Genomic DNA, 17542 nt, shown 5'->3' with positions numbered 1-17542 from the left:
TATAGTTACATTTAAACATATTAAACCATATCGTGCAAAATTTTTGTTTTGGTATTTGAAAAATATATAAAAAGGATTGGAAGCGTGAACAAAGTTAAACATTGCCATGCTTTCAATCCTAGTTGGATAGTTACAATAATGCACCTCTTATTTTATTGCCATATTCTAAATATGATTTCAGACAACTAAGCATATATACCCAGCCTTCTTTTTGGCCTAATAAGCGTGCTACATCATTTTCTTCTATATCTTTTTCTGTAGTAGTTACAATTGTATGATTATCATCACCATCGAATTGTATTGTTACATGATTATCGCCCCACTTAAATTGAATCATTTCATTTTCAACCATATCTTCTATTAAAATATCGATTTCAGCATGATACTCTTCATATCGTAAGGTAATTGTTTTACCCTCTTCCCAACGTTCAGAACTTGAAGAAAACCAAAATCCTCCTATATAATCTGGATTGACAAAAGCTTCAAACACTTGATCACTAGATACATTGACTTGCATTTTAGTTACTATATCCAAAAAATTCACAACCTTTCTTCTAAAATTAAATATTTTGTAATCATTCAATCATAAAAACACATCACTATGTCTTATTAAGGCATTCAGCGTGATTGACCGAACAGGAAAGACTAACCGCACATGTTAGCGTTGATCATAAATTCATAAACATGGTTATCATAATGCTCGGTCAGTACATGTTTTATTCTCCATGCCGTCGTTATTACTTTTTCTAAAATATCCAAGCTATTTCATTTTCAATTTAATAATTCACTCTATACCTTTCATACCCTAATATGTAAATTTCATTACAATGTTATTAACATAATTGTAAATAACATATAATCTATGCAGCATTAATAAATTTGTTATACTTTACTAGTCAGTAAATACTTTTGATCAGGAGTTAACGATGAAAAATATTCTAAGCACTTACGTATATTATTTAGTTATGCTTGTTATTGTTGGCATCATACTAGTTAGTCTATACTTTACATACATATGGAACAATAACCAGTCACCCAATCAAGATAAATATCAAAATTTCGCTCAATTAAAATCAGATACAGTGAAACAGCGTGATTGGCAAAGAAATGTTAAAAAAACAAATAATAAAGATATACTTATTACTGCGATACATGGTGGCGGTATAGAACCGGGCACCTCCGAATTAGCTAAAATCATTTCTAAAAAAGGAGACTTTAATTTATATAGCTTTGAAGGCTTACTAAAATCAAGTAACAAACAATTGCATATTACATCTACCAATTTTGACGATCCTAAATTGAAAGAAATGACAAATCGTTCTCAAGAATCTATCTCAATACACGGATTTCAAGGTGATAAAGATATCGTTTATATCGGCGGCCAGGATAAAAAAATGGCGCAATCCATAAAAAAAGAATTAGAAAAAGAAGGGTTTAATGTAGAAAAAAGTCCAAATAATATTAATGGCCGTTCTTCTAAAAATTTCATCAATGAAAATGACTCAGGTTCCGGAGTTCAACTGGAGATATCTACATCTATTAGAAAATCATTTTTCAAAAAGGACAATTTAAACAGAAAGACGAGAGAAAACACGAATAAATACCGAAATTCAATTTATGATTTCGCTGAAGCCGTCACTAAAGGCATTCGTTCACAAACTTAAAAATTAATTTTTTCAGTTTACTTCTATCAATTAACTTGCTTTTTTTAATAATGAGTATAAAATACTCATTATTAAAATGCGAGGGACTTTAAAAATGAGACTATTAAACAAACCATTATATATGTATTTAATGTTGTTTTTATTCACCACAATCGTTGGCACCTTATTATTATATCTACCGGTCACAGGTGTAAAACCTTTAGATTTTGTAGACGCATTTTTTATCTCTGCTAGTGCATTTACAGTTACTGGCCTAGCGACTATAGATATATCTAGTCAATTTAATTGGTTAGGCGATACTATTATTTTATTACTTATTCAAATTGGTGGGTTAGGAATAGTCACGGTAACACTTTTAACGCTGATACTGATGCATCGAAAAATCAGTTTAAGAAACCGTTATTTGATTATGACAACCTGGAACATTGAAACACCTGGTGGCGTCATCAAATTGATTCTTCAATTCGTCGTTTATAGTATCCTTACAGAATTCATTGGAGCAATATGTATCGCACTATCATTTATTCCAAAATATGGCTTTGGTAAAGGGCTATTTTTAAGTGTGTTTACTTCAATTTCTGCTTTTAATAATGCTGGTTTTTCATTATTTAGTGATAATATGATGCGCACTGTTAATGACCCTATAATAACTATAATCGTTCCAATTCTTATCATCATGGGCGGTATTGGACCGCTTGTCTTTTTAGACGTCGCTACAACAAGAAAGTTAAGTAAATTAACCGTACACTCAAAAATAGTATTAACGACATATGTCATACTCATATTTATTGGTTCGGTTGTGTTTTACTTTTTAGAATATAACCATTCTATGATGCATTTATCATTTTTAGAAAAACTTGGCGCTTCATTCTTTCAGTCTGTTACGACACGAACTGCTGGTTTTAACAGTGTCGATATCGGACAAATCACACCACCTACTTCAATATTATTAATGCTTTTAATGTTTATTGGTGGCGCCCCTATCAGTGCTGCAGGTGGTATTAAAGTAACAAGTTTAGTCTTAACGTTATTATTTATAAAAAGTACATTAAAAAACGAACAACACCCTTCTATTTTCAAAAAATCTATACATGACCATACATTAAAAACTGCTGTGGCCATTACATTTTCTGCCGGGACATTCGTTATATTTATCTCATTTATTGTAAGTTATTTGAATTCGGCAATACCTTATTCTAAAGTATTATTTGAAGTGATTTCCGCTTTCGGCACTGTTGGGCTATCGATGAATTTCACGACATTATATGATAGCCCAACGAAAATAGTCATTGTACTCACAATGTTAATAGGTAAAATTGGTATACTTACATTTCTCCAATTATTTATTACTGAAAAAAAGCAAAAATTTTATTATGCTAAAGAAAATGTGCATCTATAAAAAATGAAAACAGACCAGAAATTAGTTTTTAATTTCTGGTCTGTTTCTACTTCACATAAATATTCGTTTCAGTACAATCTAATCAAACCCTCATCACACTATTTTACTCTTCTTAAAATTGTTGATGTTATTGCACAAATCATTGTCACCAATACCAAAATATTCATCATTATCATATGTGTACCAGTTATTTCGAATCCTAAACTAAAGTTACCAGATTGACTGTTGGTAAAACCATTAACAAATATGATCGCTAATACGCTTATCGCACATAAAATACCAATCACATCAAAAAAGAATTTAACATATGGATATTTAATACCTTTAGTTAACATGCGTCTCACCTCAACTAAATTTAAAGTTACGAACTATATATCGTATGCTAACAATTTCCTAATTACGATTACATATAATGTATCACACTATACAAAATCATAAAATAGTTAGAATTGTTGATGCCATGATCAAATCACTTCAAAATTGTTCTTTACTTTATACCACAAAGCATCATTCATTAACCAATTGTATTCTTTGGGCTAACTTTTTGATTTGTGCATTGTCTGTTGCATTAACTTCAACTGTTTCTACATCTTGCTCAACTGCATTTTTAGTGTCTTGATAAACATCCTCAGGGTTCGAAGATGTGCTTGTCTCCCATCTGTAAGGAATTTTTTTATAAATATTAATAGTTCCATCCCCATTACTACTATATGTTATTGAGCCACCCACTTTCATTGGTGCTTCTAATTTAACAACATCCTCAGGATATTTTGCGCTTTTTTCCGCATTTTCATTTACTGGCGACCCTTTTGGATATTTTTTGACATAAATATTTTTGACATCTTTAATCATGCCTAGTTGATGCCAAACACGTGCGTATTCGATCTCTGAAGCACTTAAACCTGTTAAATAACTTGTACTATTATCGTCATTTTTCTTTTTTGAAACATTATCGTTTTTCTTTTTAGCTTTTGAATCTGTATTCTTGTCATTTTCAGCCGTTGAATCTTGAGGTAACGACTGATCCTTTTTTGCTTCACTTTGTTCTGTAGATTGTCGTTCCTCACGCTGATCATTGTCTTCATCTTGTTTGTTTGTATTACTGCTTTGCTCAACATCATCACTATTTTTTTCGTTGTTACCACATGCTGTCAAAATCACTGATAAAAATAACAATGACAGTATTAAACTGATTTTTTTCATTATCTATACCCACCTATGATTTTATATTATTAAAGTAACACGAAACTATGACGTTCACAATTATATTAAAAAATCATTTTTCAATGTATTAAAAAACGAGCATAGTCCATTAAGACTTGCTCGTTTATATGCAATACTTCTATTTTATTTTTAAAATTTGCCCTACTTTCAAACTATTAGAACTCAACTTGTTATCCTTTTTAATTTTATCTACAGTAGTACCTTGATTTTTAGCAACACTGTATAAAGTATCACCTTTTTTAACCGTATATGTCTTAACTAAATATAAAATTTGTCCTTTACTAATATTATCAGACTTTAAATGGTTCCATTTTTTTATGTTTGCTACACTCACTTTACTTCGTTTTGAAATATTATAAAGTGTGTCTCCCTCAACCACTTTATGTGAATCTCCAGTAATAGAATCACTTGGTGTGTTAGGATTTTTTAACTTTAGTACTTGTCCTACAGAAAGTATGTTACTCGTTAATTTATTCCATTTCTTAATATTATCTATTGAAACGCCACTTCTTCTCGAAATACTATACAGCGTATCACCTTTTGATACTTTATAAGTGCTACCAGTAATTGCTCCATCACTACTACCACCTGATAGAGATTTATAGTGTTTTTGTACTAAGCTGTAAAACTGGTTCATATTATATCCCCATTGTCCGAAATAGCCAATCGGATCTGAATGGTCTGAACCACCCCAATATTGACTTACCGCATTGTGACTTATAATTGTGCCTGTCCCTTGATTATTGTCAGCAAGCGAAGGTTGTAGCCCATTGGCTTTCAACATTTTTGCGGTTAAATATGCTTGGTTATTAACTGATCTTGCAAAACCATCAAATGTGTTTGATCTTGTTAATTCAATTTGATAAAAATATGGATTAGCGTTAGCACCTGCACCCCAAGCTAAATATTGACTTGGCGCAGTCTGCACAATTTTATCGCTACCCGCATACGCATGTACAAATGCACTATTATAATTGTTGTACATGTAATTTACCTCACCATCAATTGTACTGTTTGGATTGGCCGTTTCATGAATTACTACACCGATATATTTGCCAGATTTATAATTATACTTTGGTAAGTTATTCATTCTAGAATCTTGTACAATTTTAGCTGGCTTTATATTATTATTTGCTATGTATGTATTTACATCTTGATATGCTCGATTTGCTGAAAAACTTCTCATTTCAGCATTTTGACGTTCACCATCTTTATTATGTAACTTTAAATCTCCTGGTGTTAATGCATTTTTCAATTGTTGCGGACTCATTTTTTGAGCTTTTTCATAATCAATGGCTTTACTCGTATTTTCTTTATTTTGTGTATCATTTTTCTTTGTATCCTGAGTGCTTTTATTTTCTTGTGCTGCCATTGCAGTTTGTGACAATAATAAACTTGAAACCAACAACAATGAAACACTAAATCTAAACTTCATAACGACATCTCCTTGAATAAAATATTAATCCGTTTACTATTAAGTAGCAAAAAATTTCATTTACAAAACTTCTTTAATTCATTCTATATTAATATTGAATTAATTACAAAATGAAATATTATTTTATACTTCATATTAACGACATTTACCGTTTCTAAAACAAAATTAAAAGCCGTCGCTCACTTGAGCAACGACATTTTATTAAATATCTGTAAAAACACTAGACAGTATCGCAATCAAAGCCACCACTAACACAAGTACTAAAATGGAATCAATTTTTCTTTGATTACGTTGGTTCATAGGTTTTCTGAACTCTTTTAATGCTTTAAAACCTGCGATTAAAACAATAATTAAACAGACTAAATGAAATAACAAGGCAAACACAGCCATCACAATCACCCCAAGTCATATGAATAAGATCTTCAAACCGTATCACTACAAAAACCTAAAAATCTCTTATGAAAAGGTCATATTATTTATTTATCCATACCCTTTCTACTTATTAAACTAACGAGCACTTTTATTTTCTATTTAAAAATGTCAAAAACATTTGACATTTAAGCACATATTTTTTTATGTTGAAAATGAAAAATTTTCTACTCATGGAGGCATCATTATGAAATTATTCATCATTTTTATTGTTGTTTTATTATTTACAGTCAGCTGGACGATACTGTCACATAAATTTTTACCTTCAGAGATATCTGACCAAGCTAATAATCAATATGACGAAAGGCAAAGTAAAATATTCACAGAAGTACTTGCTAGAACTTGCGTTTGGACAATACACGCCCTACTCTTAACATTTATATTGCGTATAATTAATGTATGGGACTTTAATCACAGCTTTTTTTCAACTTATCCAGAGCTATCCGTCATTATCATTATTTTCATATTAACGATTATGAACTATTTTTACGTAAAACGTAAATATACATAAAAGGGAAGATAAAATGAAAAACAAAATCAAATATTATCGCAAGCAGAAGGCCATTTCCCAATTAAAACTTAGTCAAGCACTTGGCGTTTCTAGACAAACCATTAATGCGATTGAAAATAATAAATATGATCCATCATTATCTTTAGCATTTAAACTGGCATCAATGCTCGATACTACCGTTGATGATTTGTTTAGCTAATTAGCATTGATGCTAATACGTATCGCAAAATGTTTCCACTGACTTACCAAACGATTAAAATAACTTATCTAACATCATGTCCGGCACAATTTCTATAATACTTTATTTACTTGCTCTAAAATAGCATCGTTGGCTTTAAACATAATTATTTCAATATCAATTGATAAAAAGCTAAATCTAACCATCTGTCAAATTTATAACCGACACTTTTTATAGTTCCACATAATTCAAAACCATATTTTTCATGCAATTTAATGCTAGCAGTATTTGATGCGTCAATACCTGCAACAATTGTCTTATAATTTCTGTTTTTAATTTCTTCAATTAATTTAACTAAAAGTTGTGAAGCTACACCTTCATTTCTAGTTTCTGGGTCAACATAAATCGAATGTTCTACAGTATATTGATACGCTGGCCAATTTCTAAACGCACCATATGTTGCAAATCCAACAACTTGGCCATCTTTTAAATATACAAAAATGGGTTCAGCTTGCTCTAATTTTGTATGAAACCAAGTTTCTCTTTCTTCAATGGTTACTGGCTCATATGTATAAACTGCAGTCGTATTTAATATTGCATGATTATATATACTTAAAATCGATTGTAAATCTGATTGACGTGCTTGTCGTATCATATCGTTTCACCTCTATTTCATTGTATATTCAAAGTATATCTACAGCAAATCTATGTCATAAAACATAACAAAAACACTCACCATAACCCTAAAGTTATCTAATGAGTGTTTTTCATAAAAATATTTATATATGCACAAAGCACAAATAGTATTATTTATTAATAAATTGTAATTCATAAAGTTCTTTTTCATCATACGTATTAAATCTATCTAATTTACCATTTAACATGATTGTTTTTACTTTTCTACTAACGTTATGATAATAATTAATTCTAATATTTAAATTAGATTCATAACCATTATTTTGAATGGTACTTTGCAATTCATCAAAAACATCTTTATTAATTGGTAATAAATAACCTTCTTTACTTGGTAATATACTTACATATTTCTTTTGAATTACGTTATCTTCATTAAGAATAATTTCAATCTTAATATCTTTTGCTGCTCCGCCACCTAGATTAAAAATTTTCAAATAATCTTGGTGTTCAACAGAATCAGAACTTGTATTAATCATTTGTAATTGATTATCTTTATCTAAAGAAAGTAAAATTTGATTAAATCCAAGCGCAGGAATAAAACTTATTTTCATTTGGTACAGTTGTATTGAAACTGAAACAAAATAAAATAGTGCCATTATAAAAGTTCCAATAGAACCAATAGCTGAAATAATATTTATCATACTAAACCACCTTTATATTATCATTGAGAGATGGTCGTTGATTATCGTAATATTTTCACAAAAAAGATCATAATTTCTACCCGTTATAATAAAAATTTTTTCTAACTTTTTGTAAGTCGATTTATCTTAATTATTTTTTTCTTAGCGCACTAATAATAAGTGAAGCGATAAATATAAATACAATTGAGCCAATCAATGCAGGGAAAATTGGTACGCCGCCCCATACTGGGCCCCAAGTACCAAGCAATCTACTACCAATCGCAGAACCAATTAGACCAGCAACAATATTACCAATGATACCTCCTGGAATATCTTTACCTACGATAGCACCTGCAATCCAGCCGATAAGGCCACCTACAATGATCATTATTATAAAACTCATATGCATAAACTCCTTTTTATTTGTATATTTTTAAACACATGAATATTACGATAATCAACATGAAAATACAATACCACAATTACTTTATTTACGTAAATGGTAATCAATGTTTTTAAATACAAAAAGACCCCTAATAAAAGGGGCCTTATAACGGGAGTTATGAATCTTCTGCATGCCCAAGGGCACACAGAAAACCCATCTCCTCATTTTCGCACACCCGTGGGCATGCAAAACTAATTATAAAACTACGTGACAGTAATGTAAATCTTAAATTTGTAACATGTGCTTGATTTCATCTTATAATTTTATTTTTTCATTTAATGCAATAAGGGATTATAACTATAATGATAGACAGCTATAGTATAAACTTATCTATATGTATCATTGAATTTGATAGCTTTCAAAACATTGATTTGATGCAGTTTTTTATTTCAAAGCCCTATACTTTTTACCTAAATATAGCGCTAGAAAGAGATCGATTTATAAAAAGATGGCCAATATCTTCAAAATCATTTCAAGTCTTCTTTTCAAATAACACATAAATATGATGTATGACTTTATTCATTATTATGTTTTTCTTTGATCATTTCAGAAGGTACTGCAAATACAAATAGTAAAATAAATAATATCAATGCTAAATGAGGAATATCTTCAAGAAAATACCATCTTAAATTCCAATCAAACATCATATTCGCATATTTAACAATATACTTACTAAACAATAAAATAACGCATATCCATACTAAAACATCTAAAATTTTAGTGATAAGTTTCATGTATAGCCCCCTTATAAGTTATAAAAAATAAACGCTATAATTACAATAAAGAGAAAATCAAAAATGATTTTCTTGATATTTTTTTCCATAACGTGTGGTATCGCACCTATGATTAAACTTAGTATAATAAGTATACCAGACCCGTTAACAACATAGTCCAGAAATTTCCATTCAAAGATCAAAGCTAGAATCAATGAGGCAAATACTAAGATCAAAGCTACTATGCCAAAAGTGTTTGCTATCACTTCTATTGTCTTATATTTTTTCTTATTATTTTCATGATTCATAAAATGCCTCCCAAATGCAATATGAACATTCATTTTAAAATACTTAAGATTAGTATTTATGTTTTTTAAATTTCTGTGAGTGGACTATAAAGGTAGAAAACACTTTAGTTAAGCCTTTTAACGGTTACTTTTCTTTGAAATTTCAATACTTTTATAAAGCAAAAAGCCTGCATTTAAAACAGTTATTATTGCAAAAATCACGGTAAGAAAAACATTAAGATGATTGAATGTACCAAAAGCAAATAATAATACTAAAATTATATTCATAAAATTAGCAATAATAAAACTCATATCCATATTATTCCTCAAATTTCTCACTCCTGTTGAACTAATACTTTTAGAAAAATATTTCACCCGTATTTACATAAATTTATATCTTGAGTTAATTTATTAATAATGTGCTGAATTATCCAAATGTCTCTATATTTCTTTAATACACTATCTGCACTTAGTAATTATCTTCTCTTTTAGCTCTTAATGCCTTAATCATGTAATAGATATTTACTGTAGCCGCAATTAAAGCACCAACGCCAACTGTAATAGAATTATTGTAAAATGAATAAACAGCAAATATAAGCGCACCTACAAATATAATAAATGAAACAATTATCTCAATATTATTCCACATATAAATACCCCTTTTTGTTATAATATTATTTCAATGCTAACATACTTTTTATAAAGTATATGTTGCATCCATCAAAAAAGTAAAAATTTTAAATTCATATATATATGATTTAAGCAATATGACACTTAAATACATCAAAGTTATACGAATAAACGGCAACACACCCAAAGCATTCTAGGAGTTGACATAATTTGAATAGATTAATTGATGATATGGGTTTTTGGTATGAAGGACATACACTATCTTATCCTTTAATATTTGCAGATTGCACAGTTACATATAGCATTATGGAATTAAAAGTACTTTTAGAATATTATCAAAAAGATTCATGGTGGAAAAATTATACTATTGCACTCATGGATTTCGAGTCAAAATACAATAATGCTGGGTAGTTCATTACAAATTTTTGAATCTAAATTTTAAAAATAGAGAATCAATATCTAAGGGGCGAAGAAAGTGAATAAGAGAATAGCTATACACCATACAATTAATATCATTTTAATGATAACACTCATAATTTTTAATTATACAAACATTAGTGGATTTACCACTTCATTAATATTAGCAGTACTCTTTATGGGTAATGCAATTTTATTAATACGGGCTAGTACGAAAAAAATAGAAAAAGATGGCGTTACGATAGATGATTATAACAAGAAGTAATATAACTTTACGAGGAGTGTTATGATGCAATTTGGCAAATATAAAATTGATGAATTTTACCTAATTGTGATTGGCGGATTTTTAATAACATCTATTTTTGTACCATTCATGCTCATTTCAGTGGTGTTAATGGTTATTTTAGGATTAGAAAAAGAAACATAGTATATAAAAGGAGATTGGTATAATGGAATTCAATAATTGGACAGTTACAATTAATGGCAAAGGATCATATAATATAGTCAGAGACGAAGATACACTAGTTATTTTAGAAAACTATCAACACGTTGCCCTATATTTAAAATTGGAAAATGATGCTATAAAAGTTAAATCACTAAGTTATGGAAATGATGTATCGTTTAATGTTGATACAAGAGAAATCATTGTAAATGTTATAAATTTATTAGATGATGACAATTAATCTAAATCATCACTACGCAAACTTCAACAATAATGAAATTATAGAAAGTTCACTTAAAAAACTTAAAACACTGTTAAATAGCTTTTATAAGCAATTTAATATGATTTATTATGCATATCCTTACCTTTATTATCAAAGTTATGCCTTTTTTCCTTAATATTACGTATGTTTTATATCAAACTTTATTAAATAAATTTATTTATACCTTTTTATTATTAATCAAGGAATCAAAGTGTAAACAATAGTAACTAGAACCACCACAACAAGAATTATAACATTTGTTATTCCTACCTTTTTAAGTTTTTCTTGATATTCATTATCAGACATTTCATTTTTCTTTTTACTCAAAATATAATAAAAAGTAAAAATAGAATAACCAATAAAAATCACGAGTGAAATCACAACTAAAATTAAAAATATAATTTTTAGTATATCCATTTTATTCATCTCCTAATAATAATTTATCCATCTTTCAAATTGATTATCTGTTTTTTTAGTTCAATCATAGTATTGTACTTTTCATTAGGTTCCACTTCAGACAATAATACATCTAGTGACCTATCATATATGCTCTTAGCTTTAGTTTCGTCTTCTTGAGCCATCGTACTATATAAATATCCAATTTCTTCAACTAAATTTGCACTTTTATTTAAATAGATAAGTTTTTCTTTATTAGCATCATGATCAATTAAACCATCTCTAATACCGTATTTAATTGCATAATAAAGTAAAATAGCAGATAGAATTATGTATACAAAAACCAAATAAACACAGCCTTTCAATTTTCAAATTTATGTGTTTCATTACTCATTAATTTTTATTGTTTTTCTTATTTAAATAAATGGCTAAAAATGCAATTCCGATGCAAAACCACATTCCCAATATTGAAAACCAAATTGTCATCGTAAATTCAGTCCTTCTTCTTAGTTTTATTATCTTTCTTGTAATAAATCTTATTCAAAAAAAGTGATATCTGCTAAATAGCTACCTCCAATAACATCTACAATAAATGATGCGTTAGTTGCAAACACCTTTCTAAGAAATTTCATATAAAAGTCCTAATAAATATTGTTTTAAATATGATTTCATACTAACATACCCTAGATTAAATTTATATTGTGTAAAAATAGTCTGTATTTCAATTGTAAAGTTATGAGATCTTCCTAAAAGTCACATTATAATTCCTTTATAAAACGAATCATATCTCTACACAATATTCCATTTTCATAAATTTTTTCATTATAATTTCTATCATAAAACCCTACATCTATATTACGCATTCTAAAACCCATTTTTTGATAAAATATAATTTGCTCAATACTAGAATTACCTGTTCCAACCTCGATATTTTTGTAACCATTCTTCTTGGCATATTCAAAAGCATTTGCTAACAACTTTTTACCAATCCCCATTTTCTGTTTAGATTCTAGTACTGCTATGTTAACTAATTCAATTTTATCTTTATTAATTTTTTGTAATACATAGCACCCTAAAACTTCATTATTTTCTTTATATACAAAGCATTCTCCTTTTTTTAAATAATTTAAAATTAAATTTTTTGATGGGTCTGCCAGCAAAAGAAGTTCAATCGGTGCTTCACCTACAGATTTCAACTTTTCAATCATAATGATCACTCTTTCAAAACGTTATTTTTTGTGCTTTTTAAATATAATACGAAAACACCCATCAGAAATTATACTGATGGGTGGAAATAGCTAATTTTCTTTTTTTGAATTTTCTTTAAATCTTTTTTTAATATCCTCAATCAAGGAGCCACTACCTGCAAAGTTAGAAAATGTATTCATTACAAATGTTAATATTTTTCCAATTATGTCCATACAGCATTCCCCTTTACTATATAGATACCTTATTTCCCCATAAAATAATCACACATTTAGTATGAATATTACTTTATTTTTTAAGTGAACATTATCTTCTATTTTGTTGCTTCTAAGATATTGCTAATTAATTTCATGTATCTCTGTTCTATTGCTTTTATATACAAAATTTATTAACTCTCAAACTCTACGAATTTTTAGATACAACCCCTTATCAATATTTCTGCTAAAGGTGAGTTATTTATATAACTGAAAGAAGAGAATATAAAATTTTTCTTAAATATTCTTCACAAATTGCTGCTAATACTATTACTGGTATCACTACAAATATATAGATTTTAACTGTATTATAAAGTGATTTTATTATTGATGTTCTTTCACCATTCTTTTTAAATAGCTCTCTGATTTTACTTCGAATTGATTTATTTAGTTGAAACAATACACTTGCAAATATACAGAAACCTAAAATTTCTAGTGTAGTATGAGGAAATACAGATATGATATTGGCTATAGCTTTATAAAAATCAATTTTTAATAAAATACCAATCACAATACCTGGCAATACAGAACTATATATCAAATTAAAGAAATATAAAAATTGAATAGGTATTAGTGAAAGCAGGAACATTTGTAGTGGAACTATAAAACCATTATTTACGATATATATAATAACTGCACCTAGTCCTGAATATTGTTTAACAGAACGAGATATATCGTTATCTATACCTTTAATCATTGCTTCCACATTCATATCGATACTATATGTAATTACAATTGTTAAGATCATTATACTCAGACTAAATAAAAATATTTTTAAAGTTCTAATAATAAAACCTTTATCAATAACAAACATAGACTTCTCCTTGCATTTTGTGTAGTTCACAACCAAACACAAACTAACATATTAGAAATATGAACAACCTACAGCAGCACGTATTGATGTTTAGAATTGTATTATACATATAACTCATTTCTTTTTTTCATCCATAAAATACAATGACAGTAAAGCAAAGAAAGCACTAACAATCCATAATCCAGAAATATAAAATAAAATAGCTGTTAACCCAGAGAAAGTAATCTTTAAAATTTTCAAATCTTTTTTCTTCATAATTTTCCACCTTTTTTTAAACCTTCTCCTACAAAAACAGATCCTACAAACCCTATTAACCCATTAATCAAAGATGGCCAAAAATTCATATCTCCCATATAAAAGGAAACTAAAAAAATTAATCCTCCAGTCACTATACAAATTATCCATTGACTTAATTTCATAGACTAAAATACTCCCTTCTAGAAACCTTTATTTCAGTTTATTTAATCTTATTCAGAATATAAATATAAAAAATAGGTCAAGTACATAGATGTTTATCCTACATACCACTCCTCATATCAAAAGTATTGGGTTACATACTTCTATTCATAAACCTTTACGTTTAATTTGTCTGTATACAAAGATGATTGCAACCATTAAAGTTATGCTATCAAGTACCTTTATAAAAATTGAGCCAAACTCTAAAATTTCAATTTTAAAAATTGCACCTATTATAGGTAAGAAAATATTAAAACCTATTAATACTAATAAAATTGCTAATATTACTTGTTGTGATTTAGGCAATACAAACACCTTCATTTCTTATTATATAAAAGCTAAATATTAATATTAGAGAAACCCACTCCACAAATCTATGGAGTAGGCTAAATATTTATTTAAATTGCCTTAGTGTAAAGAAATATTAAACAGAAGTATTTTCATTACTTTTTATTATTAGAGTTAGAAGAAAATAAAAATGCACCAAAAAATAATAATGGGAATATGGCAAATAAACGTATGTTAAAAGAATTATCATCAAAAATAATTGGCAAAGAAATATAAATTATAAATGTTATTACTAAAAATATTAGATAAATTTTTTTATTATTACTCATATGTAAAACCTACAAAACAATTGCTATAAATGCTCTAGCAACAACATATGCAAATTGTTTATTAAAACCAAAGTTATTAGTTAACCCATTCGCTATGCCATCTGCTAAGTTGCCTTCAAAACCTGTTAAAATATCACAAAATTTATTGATACTTTGATAATGGAACATAACGAGTTTAGTACCAGTTGTATTTTCTATTTTCTTTACCAATTTATTCCATGCCTTTTCACCGACTTTATTTACAGTAGCTCTAATTGCTTGAGCTCCTGCTTTTGCAGTCATTGTAGCTTTTCCTCTTTCAGCTACACCATCTCTATAATTTTTCACTTGGCCTTTTATCCTGTCAGCAACTGCCGGATCTTTAAAATCACTTTTACTATTATCAATCTCTTTTAATAGTGCATCACCAATCGCTTTTCTTTGATTCATTTCTTTATCTATTTCACTTCTAGTTTCAGCATTCGCCTTACCAGAATCAATAGTAAAATATACAGGACCAGATAAAATCGCAGTAGCTACACTAGCAGTTAATATTTTTTTAATTTGCTTATTCAATGTTAAATCTCCTTTTATATAATAATTCTCCCAAATTACTATATAAATAACATCCCCAAAATAAGTTTAACAAAATTAAAGTTCATTTCAATTAAGGTAGTGTAAAAATTAATTTTTTGTTGTGTATGAACGATAGCTCCTCAACATCTATAAACCTCTAACACTACATCCATTAAACGGTAATAATACAATATCATCCCAAGAACTAACGTTCATTTTTTACATTGTTAACAATTAGTTGTTTCCATGCTATTCTTATACAAAAAGGTGATTAATAATGAGCTTACCTGTTGCGATAATATTAGGAATCATCATTATACCTATTTACGCTTATTTTTGGGCATCCATATATCGTTGGGAAAATAATAGAAGAGTAAGACGTAACAATTTTAAACCTATGACTAAAAAGTTATTCTATTGGAATTTATTAGTACATGGTATTTTTGCTGCAATTTTCGTTATTATTGCAATCTACTTAAGTTATTTTAATTAAGTTACTTTAAAACCATATTATTAATTAAACAAGATGTTTCTATAAATACTAACTTTTTGGAATGATCTTTTGATAAACTTGAGCTATTACATTTTTTGATATTGGCAATTATTATTTTTTTTACTAATGCAATCGGACTTTTTGTATTTTGGTTATCTAGTCTTATTCTAATAATAGACAGATGCTCCATTTTAGTGCATTAACTCGTAAATTAACAAAATGCTAGAAAAGTTTTGTTGACCTCTTCAATTTTATGGATTGTAAAATTAAAAGATCAAACAAAAATTCAATAAATCGTACTCATTACTTACTTACATAAAGGAGCATCATTGTGGATATACTTATAGGAATCATAATCAAAATAATAGATATAATTGTAGCTATAGTAAGCTTATTTGAACAGGAAACATCAAAGTTATTGAGTAAGATGTTTAGACGTAAAAATAAAAAAGAAGATGAGATAAAAGAATAGGAACAATAACTGTGTCCTTTCATACGTTCATAAAGTATATTAATACCTATTACGTTTACAAAGGGGTATCGCTGTGGAGTATATTATAGGTATAGTAATTAAAGTAATAAATTTCATATTAAGTACAATGCTCGATGGTTACTTGTGTTTTAAAGAGTTCATTAAAGAGAGAAAAAAAAATAAGGATTAACCATTTACTACGTGTCTTTTCACACTAACGTCCTATTTTATGGTTGCGAGATACATAATGAAATTTTAATTAAATAGCGTTGAAAGGGGAGTAGGTAATGAACAAACCATTGTATATACATCACATAATTAATCTTGTCCTATTGATACTCCTGTTAATATTAGATTATTTCAATACTATTAATTTGACTGTGGCAATATTACTTATCCTTTTAATTTTAATAAATTCTACTTTATTACTAATTGTTTCCAGAAAAAAAGAAGATAAGATGATACACAAAAATTCTAAAACGTTCAAATCAGAAGACTTATCATCTTTACCTATAATTATATTTTTTATCATTTTATCAATTCATAATATATTAACTAAAGATAGTATAATCTTTTTGAGCTTTTCAATACTCAGTTTAATTGTTTTTATACTTATTCTAATATTAGAAATCAAATCATATTTAAAACGCAGAAGAAATGATAAGGAAAGTAAATAAAGGGAGGGATATTATGAAAATAGGTAAATGCAAATACGATTACAACTATTTAATTATGTCCATACCACTTTTATTAGTATCTATATTTGTACCAGCAGTTTTTGTAGTATTTGTAATTTGCTTAATATACGGATTTGAGAAGCGTAAATAGGAGGAATATTATTAGATTCGGTAAATATAAAGTAGATGAAACGTACTTTGTTTTCGCAATGACATTTCTAGTATTATCTATTACCATAATGCCTTTATT

General features: G+C 28.1%; 30 protein-coding genes. 9 read left to right on the top strand and 21 right to left on the bottom strand.

The genetic code is table 11. From position 1 onward, the window contains the following. Positions 1-130: 130 nt before the first annotated feature. Positions 131-535 carry an SRPBCC domain-containing protein gene (locus KA814_RS10925; RefSeq protein WP_064209637.1) on the bottom strand — a complete coding sequence of 135 codons (405 nt, stop codon included), beginning with the start codon at positions 533-535 and terminating at the stop codon, positions 131-133. A gap of 391 nt (positions 536-926) precedes the next feature. On the opposite strand from KA814_RS10925, the gene KA814_RS10920 reads away from it, so the two are divergent. Beyond that, positions 927-1664 (top strand): poly-gamma-glutamate hydrolase family protein, encoded by a 738-nt coding sequence (locus KA814_RS10920; RefSeq protein ID WP_046207069.1) that lies wholly within the window; start codon positions 927-929, stop codon positions 1662-1664. 94 nt (positions 1665-1758) lie between these two features. Continuing rightward, positions 1759-3063, top strand: coding sequence for a TrkH family potassium uptake protein (locus tag KA814_RS10915; protein ID WP_046207070.1), 1305 nt, complete (start codon positions 1759-1761; stop codon positions 3061-3063). 98 nt (positions 3064-3161) lie between these two features. Here the strand turns inward: KA814_RS10915 and KA814_RS10910 are convergent, their stop codons facing one another. From KA814_RS10910 to KA814_RS10895, 4 genes are all read right to left on the bottom strand, one after another. Beyond that, a complete protein-coding gene (locus KA814_RS10910) occupies positions 3162-3398 on the bottom strand; it encodes a hypothetical protein (protein ID WP_046207071.1) in 237 nt (78 codons plus the stop codon). A gap of 172 nt (positions 3399-3570) precedes the next feature. Next, complete coding sequence (locus KA814_RS10905) at positions 3571-4266, bottom strand: hypothetical protein (protein ID WP_107359909.1); 696 nt, start codon at positions 4264-4266, stop codon at positions 3571-3573. A 139-nt stretch (positions 4267-4405) separates the two neighbouring features. Further along, positions 4406-5722: a LysM peptidoglycan-binding domain-containing protein gene (locus KA814_RS10900; protein ID WP_107359910.1), complete on the bottom strand. Its 1317-nt coding sequence runs from the start codon at positions 5720-5722 to the stop codon at positions 4406-4408. 201 nt (positions 5723-5923) lie between these two features. Next, positions 5924-6112, bottom strand: a complete 189-nt coding sequence (locus KA814_RS10895) for a hypothetical protein (RefSeq protein WP_046207074.1) — start codon at positions 6110-6112, stop codon at positions 5924-5926. Positions 6113-6338: 226 nt separating this feature from the next. Between KA814_RS10895 and KA814_RS10890 the strand changes: the two genes are divergently transcribed. After that, positions 6339-6662, top strand: a complete 324-nt coding sequence (locus KA814_RS10890) for a hypothetical protein (protein ID WP_107359911.1) — start codon at positions 6339-6341, stop codon at positions 6660-6662. Positions 6663-6675: 13 nt separating this feature from the next. Then, positions 6676-6861, top strand: a complete 186-nt coding sequence (locus tag KA814_RS10885; RefSeq protein WP_107359912.1) for a helix-turn-helix transcriptional regulator — start codon at positions 6676-6678, stop codon at positions 6859-6861. A 145-nt stretch (positions 6862-7006) separates the two neighbouring features. Here the strand turns inward: KA814_RS10885 and KA814_RS10880 are convergent, their stop codons facing one another. The 7 genes from KA814_RS10880 to KA814_RS10850 form a co-directional block, all read right to left on the bottom strand. Next, entirely contained in the window at positions 7007-7495 is a 489-nt protein-coding gene (locus KA814_RS10880; protein WP_064209641.1) for a GNAT family N-acetyltransferase, read from the bottom strand. A gap of 151 nt (positions 7496-7646) precedes the next feature. After that, positions 7647-8177, bottom strand: coding sequence for a hypothetical protein (locus KA814_RS10875; protein WP_046207078.1), 531 nt, complete (start codon positions 8175-8177; stop codon positions 7647-7649). A 130-nt stretch (positions 8178-8307) separates the two neighbouring features. Beyond that, positions 8308-8559, bottom strand: coding sequence for a GlsB/YeaQ/YmgE family stress response membrane protein (locus tag KA814_RS10870; RefSeq protein ID WP_064209642.1), 252 nt, complete (start codon positions 8557-8559; stop codon positions 8308-8310). 557 nt (positions 8560-9116) lie between these two features. Beyond that, the gene (elxI1, locus tag KA814_RS10865) at positions 9117-9335 is read right to left on the bottom strand and encodes an epilancin biosynthesis-related protein ElxI1 (protein ID WP_046207080.1); all 219 of its coding nucleotides are present in this window, start codon (positions 9333-9335) and stop codon (positions 9117-9119) included. An 11-nt stretch (positions 9336-9346) separates the two neighbouring features. Then, a complete protein-coding gene (locus KA814_RS10860) occupies positions 9347-9622 on the bottom strand; it encodes a hypothetical protein (protein WP_064209643.1) in 276 nt (91 codons plus the stop codon). A gap of 117 nt (positions 9623-9739) precedes the next feature. Beyond that, a complete protein-coding gene (locus KA814_RS10855; protein ID WP_107359914.1) occupies positions 9740-9931 on the bottom strand; it encodes a hypothetical protein in 192 nt (63 codons plus the stop codon). A gap of 139 nt (positions 9932-10070) precedes the next feature. Next, a complete protein-coding gene (locus KA814_RS10850) occupies positions 10071-10250 on the bottom strand; it encodes a hypothetical protein (protein WP_070658181.1) in 180 nt (59 codons plus the stop codon). Between the two features lie 191 nt (positions 10251-10441). On the opposite strand from KA814_RS10850, the gene KA814_RS10845 reads away from it, so the two are divergent. From KA814_RS10845 to KA814_RS10830, 4 genes are all read left to right on the top strand, one after another. Further along, a complete protein-coding gene (locus KA814_RS10845) occupies positions 10442-10642 on the top strand; it encodes a hypothetical protein (protein ID WP_046207083.1) in 201 nt (66 codons plus the stop codon). Between the two features lie 64 nt (positions 10643-10706). Beyond that, positions 10707-10913: a hypothetical protein gene (locus KA814_RS10840; RefSeq protein ID WP_107359915.1), complete on the top strand. Its 207-nt coding sequence runs from the start codon at positions 10707-10709 to the stop codon at positions 10911-10913. 24 nt (positions 10914-10937) lie between these two features. After that, positions 10938-11075, top strand: coding sequence for a hypothetical protein (locus tag KA814_RS10835; RefSeq protein WP_176745325.1), 138 nt, complete (start codon positions 10938-10940; stop codon positions 11073-11075). 22 nt (positions 11076-11097) lie between these two features. Next, positions 11098-11331: a hypothetical protein gene (locus KA814_RS10830; RefSeq protein WP_107359916.1), complete on the top strand. Its 234-nt coding sequence runs from the start codon at positions 11098-11100 to the stop codon at positions 11329-11331. 219 nt (positions 11332-11550) lie between these two features. Here KA814_RS10830 and KA814_RS10825 read toward each other — a convergent pair whose 3' ends face one another. From KA814_RS10825 to KA814_RS10790, 9 genes are all read right to left on the bottom strand, one after another. After that, on the bottom strand, positions 11551-11769 hold the full coding sequence (locus KA814_RS10825) for a hypothetical protein (protein WP_107359917.1): 219 nt from the start codon (positions 11767-11769) through the stop codon (positions 11551-11553). 23 nt (positions 11770-11792) lie between these two features. After that, positions 11793-12095 (bottom strand): hypothetical protein, encoded by a 303-nt coding sequence (locus KA814_RS10820; protein WP_064209649.1) that lies wholly within the window; start codon positions 12093-12095, stop codon positions 11793-11795. A 411-nt stretch (positions 12096-12506) separates the two neighbouring features. Beyond that, entirely contained in the window at positions 12507-12956 is a 450-nt protein-coding gene (locus KA814_RS10815) for a GNAT family N-acetyltransferase (RefSeq protein WP_107359918.1), read from the bottom strand. Positions 12957-13046: 90 nt separating this feature from the next. Beyond that, the gene (locus KA814_RS13765; protein ID WP_259336415.1) at positions 13047-13169 is read right to left on the bottom strand and encodes a hypothetical protein; all 123 of its coding nucleotides are present in this window, start codon (positions 13167-13169) and stop codon (positions 13047-13049) included. A 241-nt stretch (positions 13170-13410) separates the two neighbouring features. Further along, a complete protein-coding gene (locus KA814_RS10810; protein WP_210122753.1) occupies positions 13411-14022 on the bottom strand; it encodes a stage II sporulation protein M in 612 nt (203 codons plus the stop codon). Positions 14023-14136: 114 nt separating this feature from the next. After that, complete coding sequence (locus KA814_RS10805) at positions 14137-14277, bottom strand: hypothetical protein (protein WP_019469856.1); 141 nt, start codon at positions 14275-14277, stop codon at positions 14137-14139. Then, positions 14274-14441 (bottom strand): hypothetical protein, encoded by a 168-nt coding sequence (locus tag KA814_RS10800; protein WP_019469855.1) that lies wholly within the window; start codon positions 14439-14441, stop codon positions 14274-14276. The genes KA814_RS10805 and KA814_RS10800 overlap by 4 nt, the downstream gene beginning before the upstream one ends. A 145-nt stretch (positions 14442-14586) precedes the next feature. Then, positions 14587-14784 (bottom strand): hypothetical protein, encoded by a 198-nt coding sequence (locus tag KA814_RS10795; protein WP_107359920.1) that lies wholly within the window; start codon positions 14782-14784, stop codon positions 14587-14589. Positions 14785-15104: 320 nt separating this feature from the next. Further along, a complete protein-coding gene (locus KA814_RS10790) occupies positions 15105-15650 on the bottom strand; it encodes a hypothetical protein (RefSeq protein WP_107359921.1) in 546 nt (181 codons plus the stop codon). A gap of 277 nt (positions 15651-15927) precedes the next feature. On the opposite strand from KA814_RS10790, the gene KA814_RS10785 reads away from it, so the two are divergent. After that, a complete protein-coding gene (locus KA814_RS10785) occupies positions 15928-16143 on the top strand; it encodes a hypothetical protein (protein WP_107359922.1) in 216 nt (71 codons plus the stop codon). Positions 16144-17542 lie beyond the last annotated feature (1399 nt).

This window comes from Staphylococcus sp. GDY8P196P (genome assembly GCF_017891705.1).
Classification (GTDB): Bacteria; Bacillota; Bacilli; order Staphylococcales; family Staphylococcaceae; genus Staphylococcus; species Staphylococcus ureilyticus.
The sequence above is the reverse complement of the archived record's forward strand: the minus strand, read 5'-3'. Positions and strand labels throughout refer to the sequence as shown.